Here is a 20,799-nt window from a genome sequence, read left to right as displayed (position 1 = left end):
GAACCTGCTTCCAAATGGACGGCTCGACGGGAATGCCCTGCTCAAGATTAGCCTGCCTTCTGCGCAGCGTTTCCTTGCCCGGCTCCCTTACCACGTATAATCCAGAACGATGACATCGGCGAAATGCTTGTTCACTTGGCCGATCAGCGATTTATGACGTTCGCTCGGCAAATAGGCGTCCAGCGAAGCCTGATCTTTGAAGCCGATCCGCATCCCTACCTCGAATCCTTTGCTTTTGCCCTCCCGGGAATGGTTCAAGCCAACCGAAAATTCGGCGATGCCGGGAATTTCCTTCAAGCCCTGCAGCGTATCGACGACTTTTTGTTTATCCGCCTCGCTTGTTCCTTCATGCAGCTTAAATAATACGAGATGCTCAACCATAGTCATTTCCCGCCTTCTTCATTATTTGGGTATTTGGGGTTGACAGCGTTTTCAGCTATCGTCTATTGTAGCACACCGGCTCAAGTCGCTGCATTAGCCGCCGATCACCGTCAGCAGACGGTCGGCAGCGGTTCTCGGCTGTGCCGCAGGAATTGCCGCCGGATACCCGACATGCAGGCTGCCAACCACCTTTTCCCCCGGACCGATGCCCAATGCTTCGCGGAAAGCTGGTTCGTGCATAAGCGGGTAGCTCTCCCATACCATACCGATTCCATGCTCCCAGGCGAGCAGGCTGAATACGGTAGGCGCATGGAAGCTCACATCCTTATGTCGGTTCGTTATTCTTATTTAATTGAAAATGATTATCATTGTCAACAAAATCGTTTCAGTTCGCTTCCTGACAACCGGTCTTTTGTGCAGCCCGCTGCTGGAGTTGACGGAAAATAAGTAGTATAATAGCTCCCGTACCAAATCGTTCCATCCCGATGTCCATCCGCAGCAGTCCATTATGAATGTATTTCCGACGGAGCCGCTTCAACGTTGCGGTTCATCATTCTTCACTATAATCAAATTTCAAGAAGGAGACTGTATGCATACTTCCCCTGCCGCCGAAAAATTGATTCGGGTATTGGCCTTCACTCTCATCCTATCCGTCATGAACGCGACCATGTTCAACGTTGCCCTGCCCGCCATTGGAGCGCAGTTCCAGCTTTCCGCCTCGCAAGTCAGCTGGGTGGTTACGGCTTATATTATTGTGTACGCCATCGGCTCCATTACATATGGCAAGCTGGCCGACAAATACCGCTTGAAGGATTTGTTGACGATCGGACTTTCTTTCTTTGCGGTAGGCTCTCTGCTTGGCTTCGCCGCATCGCACTATTGGATGATTATCGCCGGGCGCATTCTGCAATCCATCGGAGCGTCCGTCATCCCGGCTACGGCGATGATTATTCCCGTGCGTTATTTCCCGCCGGAGAGCCGCGGACGCGCCTTGGGCATCACCTCGTCCGGCCTGGCGCTCGGCACGGCCATCGGTCCGATCATCGCGGGCTTCGTAACGAGCATGGCCAGCTGGCGTTATTTATTTCTGTTATCCGTACTGGCCCTGCTTACGTTGCCTTATTACCGCAAATATTTGGACGACCACAAAGGTACGGCCGGCAAAACGGATCTGCCCGGCGGCTCCTTGTTGGCCGTGACGATCGCGGTCTTCCTGCTCGGCATTACCAATAGCTCATGGCCGCTATTTGCCGCAGGCGCCGTGCTGCTAGCGCTGTTTATCCTTTATATTCACCGTACGGAGCAGCCGTTTATTCAGCCCGCCATTTTCAAGAACAGAAATTATTCCATTGGCATTCTGGTATCGTTCATCGGAAGCGGCCTCGGCTTCGGCATTCCGTTCCTGCTGCCGCAGATGCTGACGCAAATGAACCATTTGTCCCCTGCGGTAGTCGGGTTTGTCATGTTCCCCGGCGCTATCGCCGCATCGCTGCTCAGCCGCGCGGGCGGCAGGCTGGCGGACCGGAAAGGCAATGTATTCCTCGTCCTGATCGCCGTCGCCTTCCAGTTCGTTTCCTTTGCGCTGCTGTCGATCACGGCCGGGATCCAGCCGTCGATCCTGTGGGTCTTTCTCATCTTCGGTAATATTGGCGCGACCTTTCTCGGCATCGGCCTGTCCAATACCGTATCCCGGACATTGCCGCGGGAGCAAACCGGCGTCGGTATGGGCCTGTTCATGATGGTTAACTTTATCGCCGGAGCCATCGCCACCTCGCTGATCGGCAAAATGCTCGATTCCGGAGCATCCGCACCGCCGCTCAATCCGCTGCTGCTCAACCCGTCAGCAGCCGTGTTCAGCAACATTTTTCTCGCGCTCAGCCTGCTTATCCTTGTCAATACGGCGCTGTTCTACTTCCAATTCATCCGCAGACGCAACCGGGACGGTATCGATCAAGCCGGGCATCCCGCGCCGGAGAAAAACCCTGCATGACCGACGGCGTTATGGCAGGATGCGCCGCTGCCCTACAGAAGCGGATCGAGCGCCTTCGGAGGTCAGCCGGCTTCCTGCCTAATCGGCACATGCAAAAAAGCATCCTGCATTCCTCTTCAGCGTCTGCTTGCCAAGCGGCGGCAAGCAGACGCTAATGAAGATCAGATCAGGATGCTTTATTTGGTTCCGACCGCATACGGACGCGATACGATCCGTTCCGCGGAGCTATTCTTTCCAGGGTCTGCACGGCTACGCTTTGGCGTCCATGCCCATCGCAATCCATTCTTCCTTTGAAGGGCCGTAAACGCCTGCGATAGGAAGCCCCGCCTGGCGCATCAGAACGGTCAGTTGGCCGCGGTGGTGAATTTCATGCCGGACAAAAACTTGCAGTGTCAAGCCATTTGTCCAGACCTGACCAAACATGTTCACGGTTTCCTGCAGCTTGGCGTCGGTCCATTGCGTCTGGACCGCCTCAAGCAGCGATTCGACCGTCTTTGTATACGTTTGAGCGATCGTGGATGCCGATGCCGGCGGTTCGGCATCCTCCGGAGGGGCATCGAACTTCAGGCCGGTAGGCTGAAGCAGGCCGCCGCTCGGAATAAGATGCCAGGCCAAATGCCCGAGCGTCCGATAACCCGAGGCTGTCTCCAGCTTGAGCGATTCGTCGGTCAGCGTATCGAGCAGCTTTTGCGTCGATGCCGACTCATTCCGGTAATCTTGAATAAAGCTTTGGATGGATGGATACATAGGTTAAACCCTCCCATGGTTTCGGTATTTCGTTTCCGTACCTGCTTCTCCATAATACATCAGTTACCTTGACAACAGTTTGTCAGCATTCATCCCGACTTATACGGACAGCGCAATTAATTGTGCGGGTGTTGCTCCAAATATGCCCGCAATACCCGAACTACCAATTCGTGGTCGTCCTTCTCCGGAAGGCCGGACACCGTCACACTGCCGATTACGCCGACCCCTCGGATGATGAGCGGAAACGCGCCGCCGTTCGGTGCGTAATCGATGATCGGTATGGCGGGATTATCCTCGAGCCTTTTCCCTTGGCTGCGCAACCCGGTACCGAACCGGTAGGAGCTGATGCCGAAACGCCGGACCACATTGTTCTTACGCCGGATCCAATCGGCATTGTTGGATGATGTCCCGTCCATCGCATGGTGAAACAAGCATTGACCATTCCGGGTAATGTCCACTGTAATCGCTTTGCCTGTCCGCTTCACTTCCTCCACGAGCCGCATACCGATTTCCAGCGCCTCCGCATTCGAAAAGCGGGTGAATTGAATTTCCTCCTCCTGCCTTTGCAGCTCGGCCAATTGTTCCTGATACGATTCGGTTTCCATCTCCGGCACCTCTTCCCCATTTTCATATGCAAGCCCGCCTGGCTTGAAATAGACGAAATTTACTCCTATGTAAAATCAACCGTCCGCCGCTCCCGGCCGCTCAGCACCGCGCATTCGATCACCCGAATGACGGCACGCGCTTCCTCCGCCGAAACCGGAGGCTTATGACCCGACCGGATCGACGCGGCCAACTCCTCATAATAGTCTGAGTAACGCCCCGGCATCGTTTCAACGACGGCCTGCAGCGACAGCCCGCCGATCGTTGTCGTCAGCTGTCCGTATCGTTCGGGATCGTCCATGCCCCAATCGGGCGCACCCGGCCGCTCCCCCTGCTTCAACCGGTTTTCCTGCGGGTCCAGTCCGTACTTCGTGAAGCTCCCTTTGTCCCCGTGCAGCGCAAACCGCGCGCCTGCATGTTTCACCAGCGAGCCGGAATGAAGAATCACCCTCAGCCGATCGTAACCGAGCATCAGGTGAAAATAATCGGTAGCTGCCGCATCCTGCCGCTCTGCGCGCAAATCGGCCGTCACGGTCTGCGGCTTGCCGAACAGGCACAAAGCCTGATCGATCAGATGCGAGCCCAAATCATACAAAATGCCCGAGCCCGGCAAATCCTGCTCGCGCCAACGCTGCTGCACCTCGGGCCGAAACCGGTCGAAATGCGATTCAAAGGTCGATAAGTGACCTAGCAGATTCGCATCGAGCAGGCTTCGGACCGTTAGAAAGTCGCCGTCCCATCTGCGGTTATGGTAAACCGACAACGCGACTTTATGGTTCCGGGCCAGCGCGATCAGCTCATCCGCCTCAGCGGACGATACGGTGAACGGATTTCGACGACGACATGCTTGCCGGCCTGAATCGCCCTACGGGCATAAGAAAAATGAGTCGTATTCGGACTGGCAATGACAACGAGCTGAACGGTCTTGTCCTGCAAAAGAGTATCGAAATCGGAAAATACGTGTACGCCGGGATAATCCCGGAGCACTTTGGCCTCGTCGGAGGATACGACCGCGTGCAAGCGGAGACTCTCTACTTTTTCGATAAGCGGAGCGTGAAAAACCGAGCCTGACAAGCCATAACCGACTAAGCCGACATGGATCGCAATCATCGTCCCCCCCTTTGCGTGGAAATGGTTAATTTTGACATGTGGGCTTGAACATGTTTAGTATATCACTTCGTTTTTATTTATCCTATGGCCTCCATGGAAAAAACAGTACAAGCTCGCCGTTCCCCGCGCCTTGGACCATCCGGCATTTTGGAAGGGGATGTCGCACGCGGTTTATCGCCTGCAACTTTTTCCTTGTCCGGCAAGTCTATGAGAAGAGGATACGAAAGGTCGTGAACCTGTGAAACAGCTGCTTATCGTTGCATTTAGCCTAACGGCACTTATGCTGTTCGTGCTGGCCGGCTGCGGAAAGCCGGAGTCCGGCAGCAGTCATGGCGGACAGTCCATCCGTTTGGAAGCGGAGCACGTTACATCCATAACCGTAAAAAAAGCCGGCGGCCAGCCAGCCGAAGTTACGGATACGGAAGCACGCAGCCGCTTCGTGCAAGCTCTCCACGCCGCGGCCTATGATCGGGGGAAGCTGGATATCACCGCTCCGGATTATGTTGCTGTCGTGAAGCTGGACACCGGTACGGAGCTGTCATTCTCGTTCTGGATCGAGAAGGCCGAATACACCGGCCTATTGCAGCAGTCCGGGCGGGACGGCCATTTCCGGCTGCCCGATTCGGCCCGCAGCGATCTGCTGAAGCTGTTTCAGGAAGCGGCCATGGGCAACTGAGCGGCCGCGGGCGGCAAGCATGAAGAGGCCTCCGGCAGCAACCGTGAACCGTTTGACGGTTCGCGATCGTTATCGGAGGCCATATAAACCGCGCGTAGAGTTGAGCGTGAAAGCCGGCTCTAGGCGGCGCTTGCAGCCGGTGCCGCAGCGAGCGCGAGCGCATGGGGCACGTGTGTCGCGAGGCCGCAGCGGAAGCCGGATATGGCCCGCGCATAATCCTAGGAGTCTGCCCGACGGATAGGTTGTTAAGGTTACGTCTTCCATTATGTTTAGTTTTTTCCAATTTTCGGTTGTCGTATTGGGTTAAATGCCGGATTCTCCTTGTCATTTTTGCCCTTTATGCTGCGTTATTCCGTTTTTGGGCAGACTTCTCCCGTTTGTAGTTTGTAGCCGGTTTGGGATATTTCGCGGAGTGGGGCTTGCGGGTCACTTTCGGAACGGGTAATCGTGCATTTGCCCGCCAATAGCCGCATCCGCGCTAGCCTTCTCTGGCATACGGCCGGAATGGTCTTGAATGGATTCGAGCACGCGCGCTCTTTCTGTCAAGGTTCGACGGTTTTCCGCGGGAAGAATTGTCTAAAAGGAAGCATCAAGCCCAGGAGAGATATGACAATAAAAAGAACTTGATGGATATGATCATTCCCTGGCGGCAGACCGCCCGCCAAATGTAATGTCCAGAAGATGGGGTAATACCAGAGAATAAACCATGCCCATCTTTCTTTTCTTCTGTATGACTTGAGAGTGATCACGGTACCGAAAAACCCCATTCCTGTCGTTGCAATGCCGAGCGCTCGCAGCAATCCCAAATCATAAGAACCTGCAATCTGTGGAAACGCGGCAACTAATATTCCAAAGCTCAGGATCCCGACTCCTGTAAAAAGAAGGAACATCCAGCTAATTCTGAGAAGCACAGTCTGCTCTTTGAATTTTGCCATATCCGCACCGCCCTTTACTCGTTTACTAAGATTTACTATTCTTATTCGTGGCGAGAGTGGTATATCCCTACGCTCCCTGCACCCCATTTCGTCGGACGGACTCCCAGCGATGCGGACAGCCTAGCCTCACTGCGGTAGAGCCCATACGAGCATCGCTTGCCGGGGCTTGCCATTTGCAGCGGGTGGCGCCATCCGCCAGCTGCCAGCCTGGAGGCGGCTACATCAGCTGCCTCTCCAGCCACGTAAAGGCGCGCGCCCCGTGCACCTCGTGGCCGCCCTCGAACAGGTCGGCGTCCAGCGCCTCCGGGACGCCCGCCGCCGCATAAACGGCCTGCAGCACGCGCAGCGCCTGCTCGGTGCCGTGCAGCGGAAACAGCTTATCCGCCCGGCCCGCCTCGATAAACAGCGGCCTTGGCGCGATAAGGCCGATCAGATCCGGCATCTCCGCATAGCGCAGCACATTCGGGATGTAATTATCGATGCAGTGGCGCATGCTCAAAATGCTGTCGCGAAACGTATTCGTATAGCAGCTGACGACCGCAGCGCGAATCCGCTGGTCCAAAGCAGCGGTGAATGCCGCTACCAGCCCGCCGCCGGACAGCCCGAAGATGCCGATGCGCGAAGCGTCCAGTTCGCCGCGTCCGGCGATGTAATCGATCGCGGCCATCGTTTCCTGGATGCGTACGCCGGCGATCGTTTTGCCGAGCATCAGCAGGAACACGCCGATCTGGAAGCACGAGTTCGTATCGCGGTTTACGATTACTTCCTGCTCCAGCTTCCGGTCCCCGAAGCCGATCAGCTCCGGTACGACGACCGCAAAGCCGCGCTTCACCAGGTCTATGCCGAAGCCGCGATGGACATCGGCATCGGACGCCGCTTCACTGCCGTCGGGCAGCAGCCCGACAACCGACCGGCTGCCGTATCCGTGGCCGTGACAACCTACGACGACCGGCAGCTTGCCCTGCTTCCTCTTCAGGAGAAGCACATATACCGGCATGCGCAGTGCTTCCGCGGTCGTAATTTCAATCCGCTCGCGGATATAATCGCCGCAATCGACGCGTTCCAGCTTCCTCGGCTGCAAATCCGGCGCAGCCGCCTCCAGTCCGCCCAAAGCATCCAAAAATTTTTCCGTCAGCGCGCCCCGCCAGTCGAGCCACTCCTCGCGATTATGCGCCTGGAAGGAAAGCTGACCGGCCTTTGCTGCATACAGACGCCGCAAATATTCGTCCGGATTCCACATGCTCGTATCCCTCCCCGCTTATTGTACGGAAGCCGTCGCTTCGATCTCCAGGCAGGCCATGACAAACGGCGCGAACCCCTTCGGATCGTCCTTGCGGGTCGGTTCGCTGATATAGTAAGCAAACGAGCCGTCGCGGTAAGGCTTGTTGCCCAATCCGGCCACGCTGCAAATTTTATCCAAATGATACGTTCCGTCCGATTCCTGGCCAACGCACAGCTCCAGCAATCCTTGATGGCCCCGTCTCGCGGCGAGCAAAGCGTCTTTGCCTAAATAACCCATGCGGTATCCTTTCGCCAAAGCGCAAGTAAACATCGCCGAGCCGGACGCCTCCAAATAGTTGCCCTTTCGCGTGCCCTGATTCAGCACTTGGTACCATAAGCCGGAGTCCTCGTCCTGCACCTTTAGAATCGCTTGCACGAGCCGATAAAAAATACCGATAATTTGCCCGCGTTTCGGATGATCGAGCGGCAGGAAATCCAACGTATCGACAACCGCCATCACATACCAGCCCAAAGCGCGGCCCCAGAAATGCGGTGAGCAGCCGGTCTCCTTGTCGGCCCAGCGTTCTTCCCGCGATTCGTCCCAACCGTGGTAGAGCAGCCCGGTCTTCGGATCTCGCGCCACTTTTTCCATCAGCAAAATTTCGTTGGCCACATCGTCATACCATTCGTGATCGTTGAATTGCTGTCCGTAAGCCGCCAAAAAAGGCGAGGTCATGTATACGCCGTCAAGCCACATTTGAAACGGGTATATTTTTTTATGCCACAAGCCGCCTTCGCTCGTGCGGGGATGTCCCTTCAGCTGGGCGACGAGCAGCTCGATCGCTTTTTTGTATTTATCCTTGCCCGTTTTACCGTACAGCAGAAACAAGCTTTTGCCTTGATTGATCATGTCCACGTTATACTCATTCAGGTTGTAAGTCGCGATGCCGCCATCCTCTTGAATAAACAAATCCATATTCATTTGGATATAGTCAAAGTAACGTTCATCCCCCGTTTGATGATAAACCCGCTCCAATGCGGTCATTATACAGCCGTTTTCATAGTTCCAGCATCTTCTTTTCTGAAAAGGCATATCGGATACAATCGGATATCGTTTCATAAAAGAATCGGCCATGGCCGTCGACCAAATCTTATTCATGCCCTGTTCCTCCTCGTATACTAGTTCCGGGCCCTCGATCCCGTCGTTTCGGCGAAGCGGGCGGTCCTTGCTCTCCAGCGATCCGCACACCATCCGTCTCTGCACACTTATTATTACTTTAAAACGATCGACAGTTCAAGGCCCGGACATATGCCGTTTTTAACTTTTTTCTGCCGAAACGCTCTAATTTTTTTAAAAAAGCCGGCGCATGCCCGACTGCAACCCGTTATCGCAGCTTGCGGGCAAGCTGCCGCCGATGATCGCCATCGGCAGCAATGCCTTGCACCCGACGTTCGGCAAGCCCGAAAAGCCCGTTCGCGGACCGGCCGCTGACGGACTTTTTTTGAGTTGACGGATGAACCGCGAATATCGCCATAAAAACCCATACATAAATTTCCAATTACCGCCATGATGTGCCAAAAGTTAAAATCTGTATATTCCATGCGATGATCGAATCGAGTAAACTTGTATTCCAAGGAGGGATTGTTACCGTGTGCATAGAAGACAAAATCGAACTTCTGAGGACCAAATTAATAACGATGGTCGAACATACCGGCAATTTAATCGATGCCGGCGTTATATCGCTCAGCCAGGAGCTGGATGAGGTTCTAATAGAATTTGAGAAACGACGGCAACCGCGCAGCGGCGTCGCTTAAAATATCACTGCATGCAGTTGAAGGGCTGGTCGGTGCGCCTCCGGGCGACGGACCAGCCCTGTTCATTTATAGATTCGCCGGACGGTAGGCCCGGTAATCGAGCTTCGTCCGCTTTGCGGCGGTTGCCGCCATCCGGTCTGCAGCCAGCTGCGCGCGGAAGGCGATCCGCTCTTCGTCCGCGCCGGCCAAACGGCCGTTCTCCACGACGACCCGACCGCCTACGATCGTCATGTCCGCCTGGTACGCCCCTACCGTAACGGGCAGCGCCGCATCGTCGAACAGCGCTCCTGCGAAGCCAAGCTGCGCCGCATCGAGCATAAACAAATCGGCGGCTTTCCCCGCTTCGAGCGACCCGATCGCGTCTTCCCAGCCAAGTACACGCGCAGAGCCGCGCGTCGCCAAGGAAAGCGTCTCATTCGCCGTGAGCGAATCGCCGTTCAGCTGTTTGTGCAGCAAATAAGCCATCCGCACATCCCACAGCATGTTTGAAGCGTCATTCGAAGCCGATCCGTCAACTCCCAGTCCTACCTTGACGCCTGCTTGGAGCAGCTTCCTTACGGGAATCGTCCCCGATGACAGCTTCATGTTGCTGGAGGGGCAGTGCGCCACACCGCAGCCGCACGCGCCCAGCCGTTTGATTTCCGCGTCGTTAAACCAGATGCCGTGAGCAAACCAGACATCGTCGCCGGTCCAACCGGTTTCCTCCATGTACGCGAGCGGGCGCATTCCGACCTTCTCCAGGCAGTACTGCTCCTCGTCCATCGTTTCGGCCAGATGGGTATGCATACGCACGCCATAGCTGCGGGCCAAATCGGCCGACTCCTTCAGCAAATGGCGGGTCACTGAAAACGGGGAACACGGCGCCACCCCGATCCGCAGCATCGAAAAGCGGGAAGGATCGTGAAATTGCTCAATGACTCTCCGGGTATCGCGCAATATATCGTCCTCACTCTGGCATACTTCATCGGGGGGAAGCCCGCCGTTTGACCGCCCCAGACTCATCGACCCGCGGGTCGGATAAAACCGGATACCAAGCTCGGCGGCGGCGCGGATCTCCTCATCGATCAGTTCGGTCGATATGCCGCTCGGAAAGCAGTAAAAATGATCCGAGGATGTCGTGCAGCCGCTTTTCAACAGCTCCCCAAGCCCGACCATAGCGCTTAGGTAAATATCTTCGGGCTCCAGATGACGCCAAATTTCGTAAAGCGTCAGCAGCCAGTCGAACAGCGAACAGTCCTGCGCCAGCGGAATGTTGCGGGTTAACGTCTGGTACAAGTGATGATGCGTGTTGATGAGGCCGGGGTAGACGATTTTGTTCCGGGCGTCGATGACCGCGTCCGCGGTTTCATAAGGAAGATTGTCGCCAATCGCGATAATTTGCTGTCCCACCGCATACAGGCTGCCGTTCTTGATAACGCGGTTCTCCCCGTCCATCGTCACGATGCTTCGCGCGTTTTTGATCAGCAAAGACTTCTCTTCCAATCCTTCCGCCTCCTTCGGCTTCTTACCACCGCTATTTTTACTATACTTATCACGGGAGAGCCGGGCTGTAAATATGGAGCATGCAGTTTTGTCCCGGATTCCAAAAATCGTCTCGCATCTTAGGCGGCCTTACAAAAAAAGAGGCCGATCTTCTATAAGAAGTACGCCCCTTGGTATTACGATTTTACCACTGCCTTCATGTCGTGCGTTCCGTTCCCGCGACGCGGCTTGCTCGGCAGCTTTCCTGAAGCCACGCATCAGCGTACAGGAACGATCAATCAGTCTTGTTCCGACTCCCCGGCCAAATCCTGTTTTAAAAAATGAATCAGTTCTTTTTCTCGCCGCTTGTTCATCGCCTGAGATGTTTGCTGATCCCAATCGTAGAACCCTTTGCCTGTTTTCAGGCCGTAGTTTCCGCTCTCCGCCAGCCTGCTCATAGGCTCGTAGGACCCGTCCGCCTTGCTCAGATCGGCAAACAAATACGACGAAATCGAATGAAACACATCCAAACCGCCCATATCCGCCGTCATGAACGGACCCGTTACAGGCAGCCTGCGCCCCAAGCTGTAGGTTACGGCCGCATCGATATCTTCCATGCTCGCAACGCCCTGCTCCAAAATATATTGCGCTTCGCGGAATATCGCATATTGAATCCGGTTGCCGACCGAGCCGAGAATGTCTTTCTTCACCTCGATCGGCCGCTTGTTCATCATCTTCAGAAAATCAAGCGCGCGCTTCACGGTCGGGTCGTCCGTCTGCTCGCCGCGCACCACCTCGACCAAAGGAATCAGATGCGCCGGGTTCCAAAAATGCGTCACGACCATCCGCTGCGGACGTTTCATCTGCGATGCGATCGCCGTCGGGCTCAAGCCCGAAGTATTGCTGGCCAGCAGCACCTCCGGAGCGCACAGCTCATCAAGCCGCCGGAAGAAAGCAATCTTCAGCTCCAGCTGTTCGGGAATCGCTTCGATGACAAAGGTCGCACCCCGAATGGCCTCCTCGATGCTGACCGTCGTATGAATCCGGCCGCAAATCTGCTCTATTTCTTGCTCGCGAATCAAGCCATGCTCCTGCAAAACGGCCAGCTTCTCGCGGATCCCTTGCTCCGCCCGGCCGATATCTGCGTCATCAACCCCCTGCAACGCTACATCGATACCCGCCCATGCTGCGGTCAAGGCTATGGAATGCCCCATCAAGCCTGCGCCCAGAACGGCTAAATTCTCCATATGAAAGCGCCTCCTTCAATAATGGTTATGGTTAGTGTAACCGTTTATGGGCAGCTCGGCAATATTGGCGCGGCTGGCTCCCGTATCCGGCCTGCTTTTCCGGCACAGCCGGCGCTTCGACTCTGGGTATGCAAGACCTGCAAACGATTCCGCGCCGGCCCGGTGAGCCGGCCAACCGGTGGACCCCACATTAATGGACAGGTCGTCCTGGCAGCTCGGCTGCCGCCCTTTACGTATACTCTTCCGGCACAGCCGCCGCCTCACCCCGCAGCGCCGTGTAGTGCCGCCACTCCTCCGGCAGCAGCCGCTGATAGCGGGGCTGCAAATAACGGTCATCGACCAGCAGCAGCAAGCCGCTGTCCCGCTCGGAGCGGATTAACCGTCCGCCGGCCTGCAGCACCTTGTTCATGCCCGGGTACACATAGGCGTAATCAAAGCCATTCTTGCCGGCGTCGTCGAAATAGCTTTTGATCAGATTGCGCTCCAGACCGATTTGGGGCAGGCCGACGCCAACTACCGCCACTCCGGTCAACCGGTCCCCAACCAGGTCGATCCCTTCGGAAAAAATACCGCCCATCACCGCAAATCCGGCTAATGTCCCGTTATTTCCAGCCTCAAAAGCCTGCAGAAACCGCTCTCGCTCGTCCTCCGCCATATCCGCCTGCTGCAGCAGCGTCTTCACGCCCCGCTCCTCCGTTCGAAACGCCTCGTATACGCCGTTCATATACGCATAAGAGGGAAAGAAAAACAAGTAATTGCCCGGCCGTTCGTCCGTCAGCCTTTGGAGCAGCCGGGCAAGCGGCCGCATCGTCCGCTCGCGGTCCTGATACCGGGTCGATAATGGCTGAATGTCTACCTCCAGCTGCGTGCTGGAGAACGGCGAAGGAACCGAAACCGTGTAGTCCTCCGGGCCCGCTCCCAGCATGTCCATATAATAACCGGACGGAGACAGCGTCGCCGAGAAATAAATATGCGACCGGTAGCCCTTGCCCGCCTGCCGCAGCAAATAGGAAGGGTTGAGGCAGAACAGCTTGACCCGCACCTCGCTTTTCGAAAGCTCCCAGTACGTGATATAGCGTTCGTCATACAGCTTCCATATGCGCATAAAGCTTTGACAGGCAAAATAGACGTCCAGCAGCAGCGGCGACGCCGGTATGGCGCCTGCGCCCGCCAATGCCCGCTCCGCCTGGACGAGGAAAGCCTCAAGCAGCCCCGCAAGCTCCGGCGGCGGCTCTTGTTCCGTCCGGTACCCCGAGCGGCTGACCGGGCTAATACCCGAGCCGTCGCTCAATCCGGCGCTCACACTTGTCCCCGAATCTGCGGCATCCCGGCTGCCGCCGCCGTTTCGGGATTCCGCGAACCGTTTGCGGACCGATATAAAATAATCGTTAACGGCCTTGGACGCCTTATACACGTCGGGGTATGCCGATTTGCATTCGCGCTGCAGCGCCAAAAATGGCGATTTCTGCAAAGCGGCCGAATACATGTCTCTCGCCCGATCCACCAGATTATGCGCTTCATCGATGAGCAGTACAGTTTGCTTCCTTTGCTCGGCGAGCAGCCGTTTCAAATTGACGCGCGGATCGAAGACATAGTTATAATCGCATATAACCGCGTCGGCGGCATAAGACGCATCGAGTGACAGCTCGAACGGACAAAGCCGGTGCTTGCGGGCATACCGCTCGATAACGCCGCGGGTCATCAGCGTTTCATGCGACAGCATATCAAGCAGCGCCTCATTCACCCGGTCGTAATAGCCGTCGGCAAACTCACAAGCCTCTTTCGTGCAGCGCACTTCCTCCTGGAAGCAAATTTTCTCCTTCGCGGTAAGCGTCACCGCATGCAGCCGGAGCCCCTTGTTCCGCATGAGCGACAAAGCCTCCTCGGCCGCCGTTCTCGTCAACGTCTTCGCCGTCAAGTAGAACATCCGCTGCAGCAGCCCGGCTCCGATCGCTTTGACCGCGGGGAACGTAACGGACATCGTTTTGCCGATGCCGGTGGGCGCTTTGGCGAACAGCCCGGCCCCCTGCTTGATCGTCTTGTAAACCGCTCCCGCCAGCTTCCGCTGCCCGGCCCGATACGCAGGGAACGGAAACGGCAGCCCGGCGATACTGGCGTCCCTCAACCGCTTATGCCGCTGCTGCATAAGGGCGTAGGGAGCATACTGTTCGACAAGTCCGGTCACGAAGAACGCCAGCTCTCCGAGCGAGGCTTCCTGCACGAATTTTTTTTGTGCTTCCGTATCGGTCTGCACATACGTCAGTTGAATGCGCATCCGACTGATGCCATGAGCTTGCGCATACATATAGGCATAGCATTTAGCCTGTGCCCAGTGAACCGGAAACGTCTCTTCGGCAATAAGTCCGATATCGGCCGCCGTCGACTTGATCTCATCGATCGTGACGCCATCCTTCGAGAACAGCACGCCGTCGCAGCGTCCGTCCAGCACGAACAAAAGCCCGTCCACCTCAAGCTCGGCGCTCATATATACTTCCTTTTGGTCGCGCTCGCCATAACGCTTCTGCACTTTCTGATGCGCCCTGGTTCCTTCCGTCAGCGCTCCGGCCGACTGAAAGCCGGAATCGATACTCCCGCTCCGGTACGCATATTCAACTAAATACCTCACTGCTATCGGTATCGTATCCGGCATTTTTATTCACCCGCCCTCAGCGCTAAGAGAACATATGTTTGATTGTATCACGAGCCGAGGACAAAGGAAACCGGCAGCTCCCGGACCCGGCTTAAAGCGGATCGGTTGGCTTATCAGGCGGTTGATGATTTACAATAGAAGTATCGCAATCGCAAAACGGTTTCCCTAGACCGCCGCTGACCCGCTGTTCCCGTCTCAACTAACATCCGTAAACAAAGGAGCTGGCAGCTCATGGCCATCCGGTATGCCGGAAAGCATCTTTGGCGCAGGCTGAACAAAAAAATCCGCGAAGCGTTCCGCTTGTGGGGCGATTTCCGGCGATTTCGCGAAGGCTCCGTGATCAACGGCCGGTATACGATTGTGCGCAAGCTCGGCGGAGGCAGCTACGGCGTCGCCTATTTATGCCGCGATGTCCGTTCCGGCAAGTCATGTGTGCTGAAACGAATTTCCCCTCTCCGGGGCGGAGCCAAGCGAGCGCGGCTGATCTACGCCAAAGAAACCGGCACGCTGGAACGTCTGAACCATCCCGCGCTGCCGGCGCTGTACAGCAAATTCGAGTATGACGGTCATCTATGTTTCATCATGGAATATATGGAGGGAACCAGCCTGGATGCGCTCTTATTTGCGGACAATGCCGTCTTTACCGAGCGCGATTCGCTTATTTTGATTAAAAAGCTGCTGCATGTTGTCGACTATATGCACGCGGCCGGCATGCTGCACCGCGATATTAGCATAGGCAATGTCATCGTGGACGGGGACGCCGTCAAACTGATCGATTTGGGACTGTCCCGGGAGCTCGCCGGCGGGAATGCCGCCACGGACGATCCTCATGATATCGAGGCGGACGACCCTTCGGAAAAAATATTGCGCAGAAACATCCACGTTACCAGCGACTATTACGCGGTCGGCCATCTGCTGCTGTTTCTGCTGTACAGTACTTTCCACGCCGACGATTCGGCGAGCGCCGGTGTCGATTCGGGCTGGGAGCAGGAGCTCACGCTTCATCCGGACACCAAAAAGCTGCTCCGCCGCTTGCTTTTGACGGAACAGCCTTATAAGAACGTACAGGAGATCATCGATGATGCCGACCGGATTTTGTCTGTTTTAACATAAGGCCATATCCGGTCTAGCTGCTGTAGGAGCTGGAGGAACGTTTCTTTTTATAGTGGGTATGACCGTATTGCTGAAGCCGATTGTGCGATGTACCGCCGCCATCGGACCGCTTGACGTAATCATCGCTGCTGCGGTACGGACGGTGGCGGGATCCGCGCGTCTTATCATGGCTGTTACCAAGAAGCTTGCCTAACCATTTTCGTAACATAGTCGTACCTCCTTGAACCTTGTGGATGAACCGTTTGCAATGCGTGCGCGCCGGCGCCTTGTTTCAGGCTGCCGTAACCATGCGCTTCACAAAAGCCGGATACCCGAATGAGCCCGGACTTTGTGGTTTACTACGTTGCAAAAGGAGACAGGTTTCATCCGCCATCGGCTGCGCATACCGGTTGACGGCAGTCAAGGCGCTTTCGGGTAATGGAATTCTCCGCGGTAATTGGAGGCATTGTACAGCGGATACTTATCGGGAACAACAACAGATTCGACAGCCGGAGGCTGGTCCTGCGTATAAATAAACATGCGCTCCTGATCCCACAGCAATATTTCGTCCCTGCCGTCTCCGGTTACATCCAGCACTTCCGCGCACAGATCCGGATGTCCGTCATCCGGGAAGACGACGACACGCCGCCCGCAGCCGTCCACGAGCCCGCCAAACCTGGTATTGCCGTTCAACAGCACCAGATCGCGGCCGTCGCCCGTCCAGTTAACCGGCGTAATCATGTTCCCGTTGCAGCCGGGCTCAAACTGGTGGAGCAGCTCGCCCTTGCAGTTGAACAAATAAAGGATGCCCTGATATCCCCAAAAGGTCGTTACCCACAGCTCCAGCCCCTCGAGATCGGGGCGGTAGTTCCCGATGCTGACGCGCTGCGCATGGCCGATCATATGCTTATGCAGCAGTTTGCCCTGCAGGTCGGCAATCATGAACCCTTCGTCGCCGGAGGCGATAGCAATCTGCGGCTCTTTCACTGCCGGGTCCCAGCGGCCGATAAGAATCTCGTCCGTATGATCGGTTTCCACAGGCAGCGTCCACAGCAGCGTTCCGTCATGATCGACCAGATGATAGCCGATAAACATCTCCTCCTTACCGTCGCCGTCAATATCGACCGTATAAGGGAAATGGCCCGTAATGCCTTCGTGGAACGTCCACAGCAGAGTTAAATTATGATCGTACACCCACACCCGGCTATACCGGTCTTTGATCAAAATATCCGTAGGCGCGGCATTTCCGCTGAAATTGCATATACGGATCGAGTCGACGTTGATACGGTCGAAGGCGAATTTTTTGAACGGCACGCTATACAGCCGGTCATCCGACTCGGAGCGCGGCGTCGGGATCGATTTCTTGACCTTGCCCGTTCGGCCGTCCAATATCATCAATTCAAAATTGCGCGCCACAATCACTTCGCCGAAGCCGTCCATGTCGATATCGCAAATTTGAACCGGCAGATCGGCCGAGAGCAAGGAATGGTCGGCCAGCGTGCTCGGCTCGCCGATTTGCCACAAAATATGCCCGTCCAAATCGATTGCCGTCAAACAGCTGATATGCGCATACGAGTCTTTATGCCCGCGCTTTTGATGCTGCGCCAGGACGATGTGCAGCTCGTCCGTACCGGTCAAGTGGCCGAAGCGGATTTCCCGCGCGGTTCCGAAGTTTTTCAGATCGATCGTCTTCCACAGCCGGGGCTGGGGATATTCCTGGCGCAGACCCTCCAGCGCGAGGGCAGCTTCTTTGGCGCCGGACATCCATTGCGCATGCTGTTCATCGTCCATGGAGACGTTTACATCCGTATACTGCGCAGGCATTCTGGAGGATAGACCGATTTTTCCGTGCGTATAAGAATCGTCGTTCACAAGCATCATCAGCTCGCCGTTTACGTAACCGCTTATATGGGAGCCGGAGCATATGAGCTTCAGCTTGTAGCTGTGGTCGCAATCGTAGGCGTAATCGACGGCGGCCAATTCCGATACCTCTTCCTGATCGCGCTTGAGCAGGACGGCTTTGCCGTTTTCCAAGCCGAGGAAATAGTAACGCCGTCCATGCTGGTAGCGGAATACGATGCCGGTGTGGGAATAAGTCGAGAGCGGACGTACCGTTGCCTCGAACGTGTAGTCCTGCCAGCTCACATCTCCTTTGACAAGCAGCGGCCAAAAATCGTTCATCGCCGCCTGTATGCGGGTCTGCTCCATATATTTCGTCCCGTTATGTTCGGTGACGATCCATGTCGGCCCAAGCCACCCATACCATACGACCGGATCATGCCAATCGCCATGGTACCCCTGCGACGGATAATAATGGTACTCCCCGATGGCGGAATGCTTAGGATCGAATGGAAAAGGGCCTATCGGAAAATGGCGAAACGAATCATGCATTACGTTAATCATGCTTTCCCCTCCGTGTCATTAAATTACTGTCCCCTTACAAATTATAGCATTTGTTTCCGTGCCTGCCGACTCGCAAAGGCCGCCCGTTTCACGGCCTAGGTCCACTCCAGATCCTTGAATTTGCGAATCAAGATTTGGCAATCGACGCTAATAATCCCCTGCAGCACGTACAGCTTCTCCTTCATGAACGTCTCCATTTCACGATTGTCGACGAACAAGGCGTGCATATGCAGCTTGCTCGGCCCCGTCATTTGATACACGCTCGTCACGCACGGTTCCTCGGACAGCAGTTCGGCAATGCGGATCAAATGCTGGGGCTCCACATCGATATTAAAAAAGGCGGATACGTGAATGCCTATTTTTTCGGGATTGATAATGAGCGTAAACCGTTCGAACGTGCCGTTCTCAATCAAGGTGTTGATCCGGGCTTGAACCCCGACCCGCGACAGACCGACTTCTTTGGCGATGTCGGTGTAGGACGCGCGCGAATTATTGCGCAAAATCGTAATAATGTGCCGGTCAATCGCATCCACCTTGGATAGCGGAATGTCATACTGCGGCTTCGTCTTCATAACGGAAAACCCCTTTTGTCTATTTTAGCAAATCGCAAGTAAAATCAACCCGTCGCTTACTTTATGTTTAAATATAAACGGATTTATTAGCTCGATCAAGCATATAAGACGGCGAACCGATTTAACTTCTTTCCGATTGCCCTTATCCCGGTGGAAAAGCCCGCCCCTTCTAAAGGTACAGGGTATTCACAATTAATATGTCAGATTTTCTTACATTAAATATTGACAGCTTATATCGACACACATATAATAAAATCACGCCGAATTCATTTTGATTGTTTTTTAACGATAATATAACCATAATGAAAAAATTTGATCATTTTATCCTTCGTTATGAATGTAACCAGCTGCAGGACGCCTTGACCCTGTCATGTAATTGACATCGAATGACGGGGTGATACCGCGTAAAAATGTGGGAAGTCGCAATGGCTCCACTTGCGAAAGGCACGTATTTTGTCGTCCGCCGCGCTGCAGGCACGAGGTGCGCAATCCAGGAAAACCGGCTCTATGTTTAAACGACAATGGTGCCGGACGAGCAATTTTCCGGCTTGAACCGCTCCTGACCGTGGCCGAGCTGGATGAGGAAGACATCCGGGCGCTCCGTCATAACCGTTCGATCCTATGAAAGGGAGCTGCATACATATGACCTATGCACATGAAAATCTCGACAGCTGGGGCGCCCTTATCGGCGGTAGCCCCGCGTTGGAGCCGACCCCCGCCGCAGCAGGCGGCGGCAAGCTGGCCGGGATGTCGTACGCCGTCAAGGACGTCTATGACATCCAGGGGCACATTGCCGGCGCCGGATGCCCGGATTGGCGGCGGACACACGGCCCCGCCGCTCGGACGGCCCCGGCGGTCCGACAGCTGCTTCAGGACGGCGCGCAGCTGGTCGGACTCGCGCACACCGACGAATTGATGTTCAGCTTAAACGGCGAGAACGAGCATTACGGCACGCCGATTAATCCGAAGGCGCACGGCCGCATTCCCGGCGGCTCCTCCAGCGGCTCGGCCGTTGCCGTCGCCGGCGGGCTGGCCGACTTTGCGCTCGGCACCGACACGGCCGGTTCAATCCGGATTCCCGCCTCCTACTGCGGTATCTACGGCTTTCGTCCGACCCACGGCGCCGTCTCTCTGGAGGGCGTCATTCCGCTCGCCCCCAGCTTCGACACGGTGGGCTGGATGGCAAACGACGCACCGACCCTGTTCCGAGTCGGACAGTCGCTCTTGGCCGGGGCAGCGCCGACCCGGCGCAGCTTTACCCGGCTGCTGCTGCCTGAAGACGCTTGGCAGCTGGCGGACATCCCGTGCCGGGAACAGCTGGCGGCGCTCATTCCCCGGCTGGACGGCTTGCTCGATCGGCGCGAGCCGATCATGTTGGCCGAGAACGGGCTTCAACAATGGCTGACATCATTCCGGACCGTTCAAGGCTTTGAAATTTGGCAGACCCACGGCCCATGGATCGAGCAGTATCAGCCGAAGCTGGGCAGCCAGACGGCGGCGCGGTTTGCCTGGACGCGCACCGTGACGGAGGAAGCCTACCGGGAGCATCTGCTGCAATTGGAAGGCATCCGCCAGACGCTGCGCAGCCTGCTCGGCGGCGACACGCTGCTCATGCTGCCCACCGCTCCCGGCGTCGCACCGCTGTGCGGTCTGAGCGGGGAACAGATGGAGCCCCGCCGGGTCAGCACGATGCAGTTGACCTGCATCGCCGGGCTTGGCGGACTGCCGCAGATCACACTGCCCTGGGCGGTACAGGACGGCATACCCCTCGGCTTATCGGTGATAGCCGGACCGGGACAGGATCTGCAGCTGCTTGCGTGGGTGCAGGAATGGTCCGAACGCATCGGGATCGCTTAATGGTTAGCGGTACATATTTGCTCATTCGCGCCTGCACAC

The 20,799-nt window shown here is 56.0% G+C and carries 19 protein-coding genes and 1 pseudogene; 6 read left to right on the top strand and 14 right to left on the bottom strand.

All coding sequences use genetic code 11. The features are described 5' to 3' along the window. Nucleotides 1–87: 87 nt before the first annotated feature. Nucleotides 88–387: a Dabb family protein gene (locus E1757_RS24085; protein WP_133232917.1), complete on the bottom strand. Its 300-nt coding sequence runs from the start codon at nucleotides 385–387 to the stop codon at nucleotides 88–90. 87 nt (nucleotides 388–474) lie between these two features. Next, nucleotides 475–702 carry a nitroreductase family protein gene (locus tag E1757_RS36950; protein WP_281282531.1) on the bottom strand — a complete coding sequence of 76 codons (228 nt, stop codon included), beginning with the start codon at nucleotides 700–702 and terminating at the stop codon, nucleotides 475–477. Between the two features lie 268 nt (nucleotides 703–970). On the opposite strand from E1757_RS36950, the gene E1757_RS24075 reads away from it, so the two are divergent. Continuing rightward, nucleotides 971–2,371, top strand: a complete 1,401-nt coding sequence (locus tag E1757_RS24075) for an MFS transporter (protein WP_133232915.1) — start codon at nucleotides 971–973, stop codon at nucleotides 2,369–2,371. Between the two features lie 249 nt (nucleotides 2,372–2,620). On the opposite strand, the gene E1757_RS24070 is transcribed toward E1757_RS24075, so the two are convergent. The 3 genes and pseudogenes from E1757_RS24070 to E1757_RS24060 form a co-directional block, all read right to left on the bottom strand. Continuing rightward, nucleotides 2,621–3,118: a DinB family protein gene (locus E1757_RS24070; RefSeq protein ID WP_133232913.1), complete on the bottom strand. Its 498-nt coding sequence runs from the start codon at nucleotides 3,116–3,118 to the stop codon at nucleotides 2,621–2,623. 116 nt (nucleotides 3,119–3,234) lie between these two features. Then, entirely contained in the window at nucleotides 3,235–3,723 is a 489-nt protein-coding gene (locus E1757_RS24065) for a heme-degrading domain-containing protein (protein WP_133232911.1), read from the bottom strand. Nucleotides 3,724–3,788: 65 nt separating this feature from the next. Beyond that, a pseudogene (locus tag E1757_RS24060) lies at nucleotides 3,789–4,831 on the bottom strand (oxidoreductase). Between the two features lie 238 nt (nucleotides 4,832–5,069). Here E1757_RS24060 and E1757_RS24055 point away from each other — a divergent pair. Beyond that, on the top strand, nucleotides 5,070–5,507 hold the full coding sequence (locus E1757_RS24055) for a YhfM domain-containing protein (protein WP_133232909.1): 438 nt from the start codon (nucleotides 5,070–5,072) through the stop codon (nucleotides 5,505–5,507). Between the two features lie 542 nt (nucleotides 5,508–6,049). On the opposite strand, the gene E1757_RS24050 is transcribed toward E1757_RS24055, so the two are convergent. The 3 genes from E1757_RS24050 to E1757_RS24040 all read right to left on the bottom strand — a co-directional run bounded on the left by E1757_RS24050 (nucleotide 6,050) and on the right by E1757_RS24040 (nucleotide 8,822). Continuing rightward, entirely contained in the window at nucleotides 6,050–6,442 is a 393-nt protein-coding gene (locus E1757_RS24050; protein WP_220446527.1) for a hypothetical protein, read from the bottom strand. A gap of 217 nt (nucleotides 6,443–6,659) precedes the next feature. After that, the gene (locus E1757_RS24045) at nucleotides 6,660–7,682 is read right to left on the bottom strand and encodes an alpha/beta hydrolase family protein (protein ID WP_133232907.1); all 1,023 of its coding nucleotides are present in this window, start codon (nucleotides 7,680–7,682) and stop codon (nucleotides 6,660–6,662) included. Between the two features lie 18 nt (nucleotides 7,683–7,700). Then, on the bottom strand, nucleotides 7,701–8,822 hold the full coding sequence (locus E1757_RS24040) for a glycoside hydrolase family 88/105 protein (protein ID WP_133232905.1): 1,122 nt from the start codon (nucleotides 8,820–8,822) through the stop codon (nucleotides 7,701–7,703). Between the two features lie 208 nt (nucleotides 8,823–9,030). Here E1757_RS24040 and E1757_RS35960 point away from each other — a divergent pair, with 208 nt between their 5' ends. Beyond that, complete coding sequence (locus E1757_RS35960; RefSeq protein ID WP_165972261.1) at nucleotides 9,031–9,174, top strand: hypothetical protein; 144 nt, start codon at nucleotides 9,031–9,033, stop codon at nucleotides 9,172–9,174. A 139-nt stretch (nucleotides 9,175–9,313) separates the two neighbouring features. Next, the gene (locus E1757_RS24035; protein ID WP_165972260.1) at nucleotides 9,314–9,478 is read left to right on the top strand and encodes an aspartyl-phosphate phosphatase Spo0E family protein; all 165 of its coding nucleotides are present in this window, start codon (nucleotides 9,314–9,316) and stop codon (nucleotides 9,476–9,478) included. A gap of 66 nt (nucleotides 9,479–9,544) precedes the next feature. Here the strand turns inward: E1757_RS24035 and E1757_RS24030 are convergent, their stop codons facing one another. The 3 genes from E1757_RS24030 to E1757_RS24020 all read right to left on the bottom strand — a co-directional run bounded on the left by E1757_RS24030 (nucleotide 9,545) and on the right by E1757_RS24020 (nucleotide 14,836). Next, a complete protein-coding gene (locus tag E1757_RS24030) occupies nucleotides 9,545–10,960 on the bottom strand; it encodes an 8-oxoguanine deaminase (RefSeq protein WP_246079446.1) in 1,416 nt (471 codons plus the stop codon). Nucleotides 10,961–11,238: 278 nt separating this feature from the next. Then, on the bottom strand, nucleotides 11,239–12,186 hold the full coding sequence (locus tag E1757_RS24025) for a 3-hydroxyacyl-CoA dehydrogenase family protein (protein WP_133232901.1): 948 nt from the start codon (nucleotides 12,184–12,186) through the stop codon (nucleotides 11,239–11,241). Nucleotides 12,187–12,415: 229 nt separating this feature from the next. After that, nucleotides 12,416–14,836: an ATP-dependent DNA helicase gene (locus E1757_RS24020; protein ID WP_133232899.1), complete on the bottom strand. Its 2,421-nt coding sequence runs from the start codon at nucleotides 14,834–14,836 to the stop codon at nucleotides 12,416–12,418. A gap of 231 nt (nucleotides 14,837–15,067) precedes the next feature. Between E1757_RS24020 and E1757_RS24015 the strand changes: the two genes are divergently transcribed. Next, nucleotides 15,068–15,949 carry a serine/threonine protein kinase gene (locus tag E1757_RS24015; protein ID WP_133232897.1) on the top strand — a complete coding sequence of 294 codons (882 nt, stop codon included), beginning with the start codon at nucleotides 15,068–15,070 and terminating at the stop codon, nucleotides 15,947–15,949. A 13-nt stretch (nucleotides 15,950–15,962) separates the two neighbouring features. Here E1757_RS24015 and E1757_RS24010 read toward each other — a convergent pair whose 3' ends face one another. The 3 genes from E1757_RS24010 to E1757_RS24000 all read right to left on the bottom strand — a co-directional run bounded on the left by E1757_RS24010 (nucleotide 15,963) and on the right by E1757_RS24000 (nucleotide 18,903). Next, a complete protein-coding gene (locus tag E1757_RS24010) occupies nucleotides 15,963–16,157 on the bottom strand; it encodes a hypothetical protein (RefSeq protein WP_133232895.1) in 195 nt (64 codons plus the stop codon). A 191-nt stretch (nucleotides 16,158–16,348) separates the two neighbouring features. Further along, entirely contained in the window at nucleotides 16,349–18,331 is a 1,983-nt protein-coding gene (locus E1757_RS24005) for a rhamnogalacturonan lyase family protein (RefSeq protein WP_133232893.1), read from the bottom strand. A gap of 95 nt (nucleotides 18,332–18,426) precedes the next feature. Further along, complete coding sequence (locus tag E1757_RS24000; RefSeq protein WP_133232891.1) at nucleotides 18,427–18,903, bottom strand: Lrp/AsnC family transcriptional regulator; 477 nt, start codon at nucleotides 18,901–18,903, stop codon at nucleotides 18,427–18,429. A 621-nt stretch (nucleotides 18,904–19,524) separates the two neighbouring features. Here E1757_RS24000 and E1757_RS23995 point away from each other — a divergent pair. Next, complete coding sequence (locus tag E1757_RS23995) at nucleotides 19,525–20,760, top strand: amidase (protein ID WP_342774593.1); 1,236 nt, start codon at nucleotides 19,525–19,527, stop codon at nucleotides 20,758–20,760. Nucleotides 20,761–20,799: the final 39 nt, after the last annotated feature.

Origin of the sequence: Paenibacillus piri, assembly GCF_004354045.1 — a bacterium.
Classification (GTDB): domain Bacteria; phylum Bacillota; class Bacilli; order Paenibacillales; family NBRC-103111; genus Paenibacillus_S; species Paenibacillus_S piri.
This window is presented reverse-complemented; position numbering and strand designations above follow the sequence as displayed.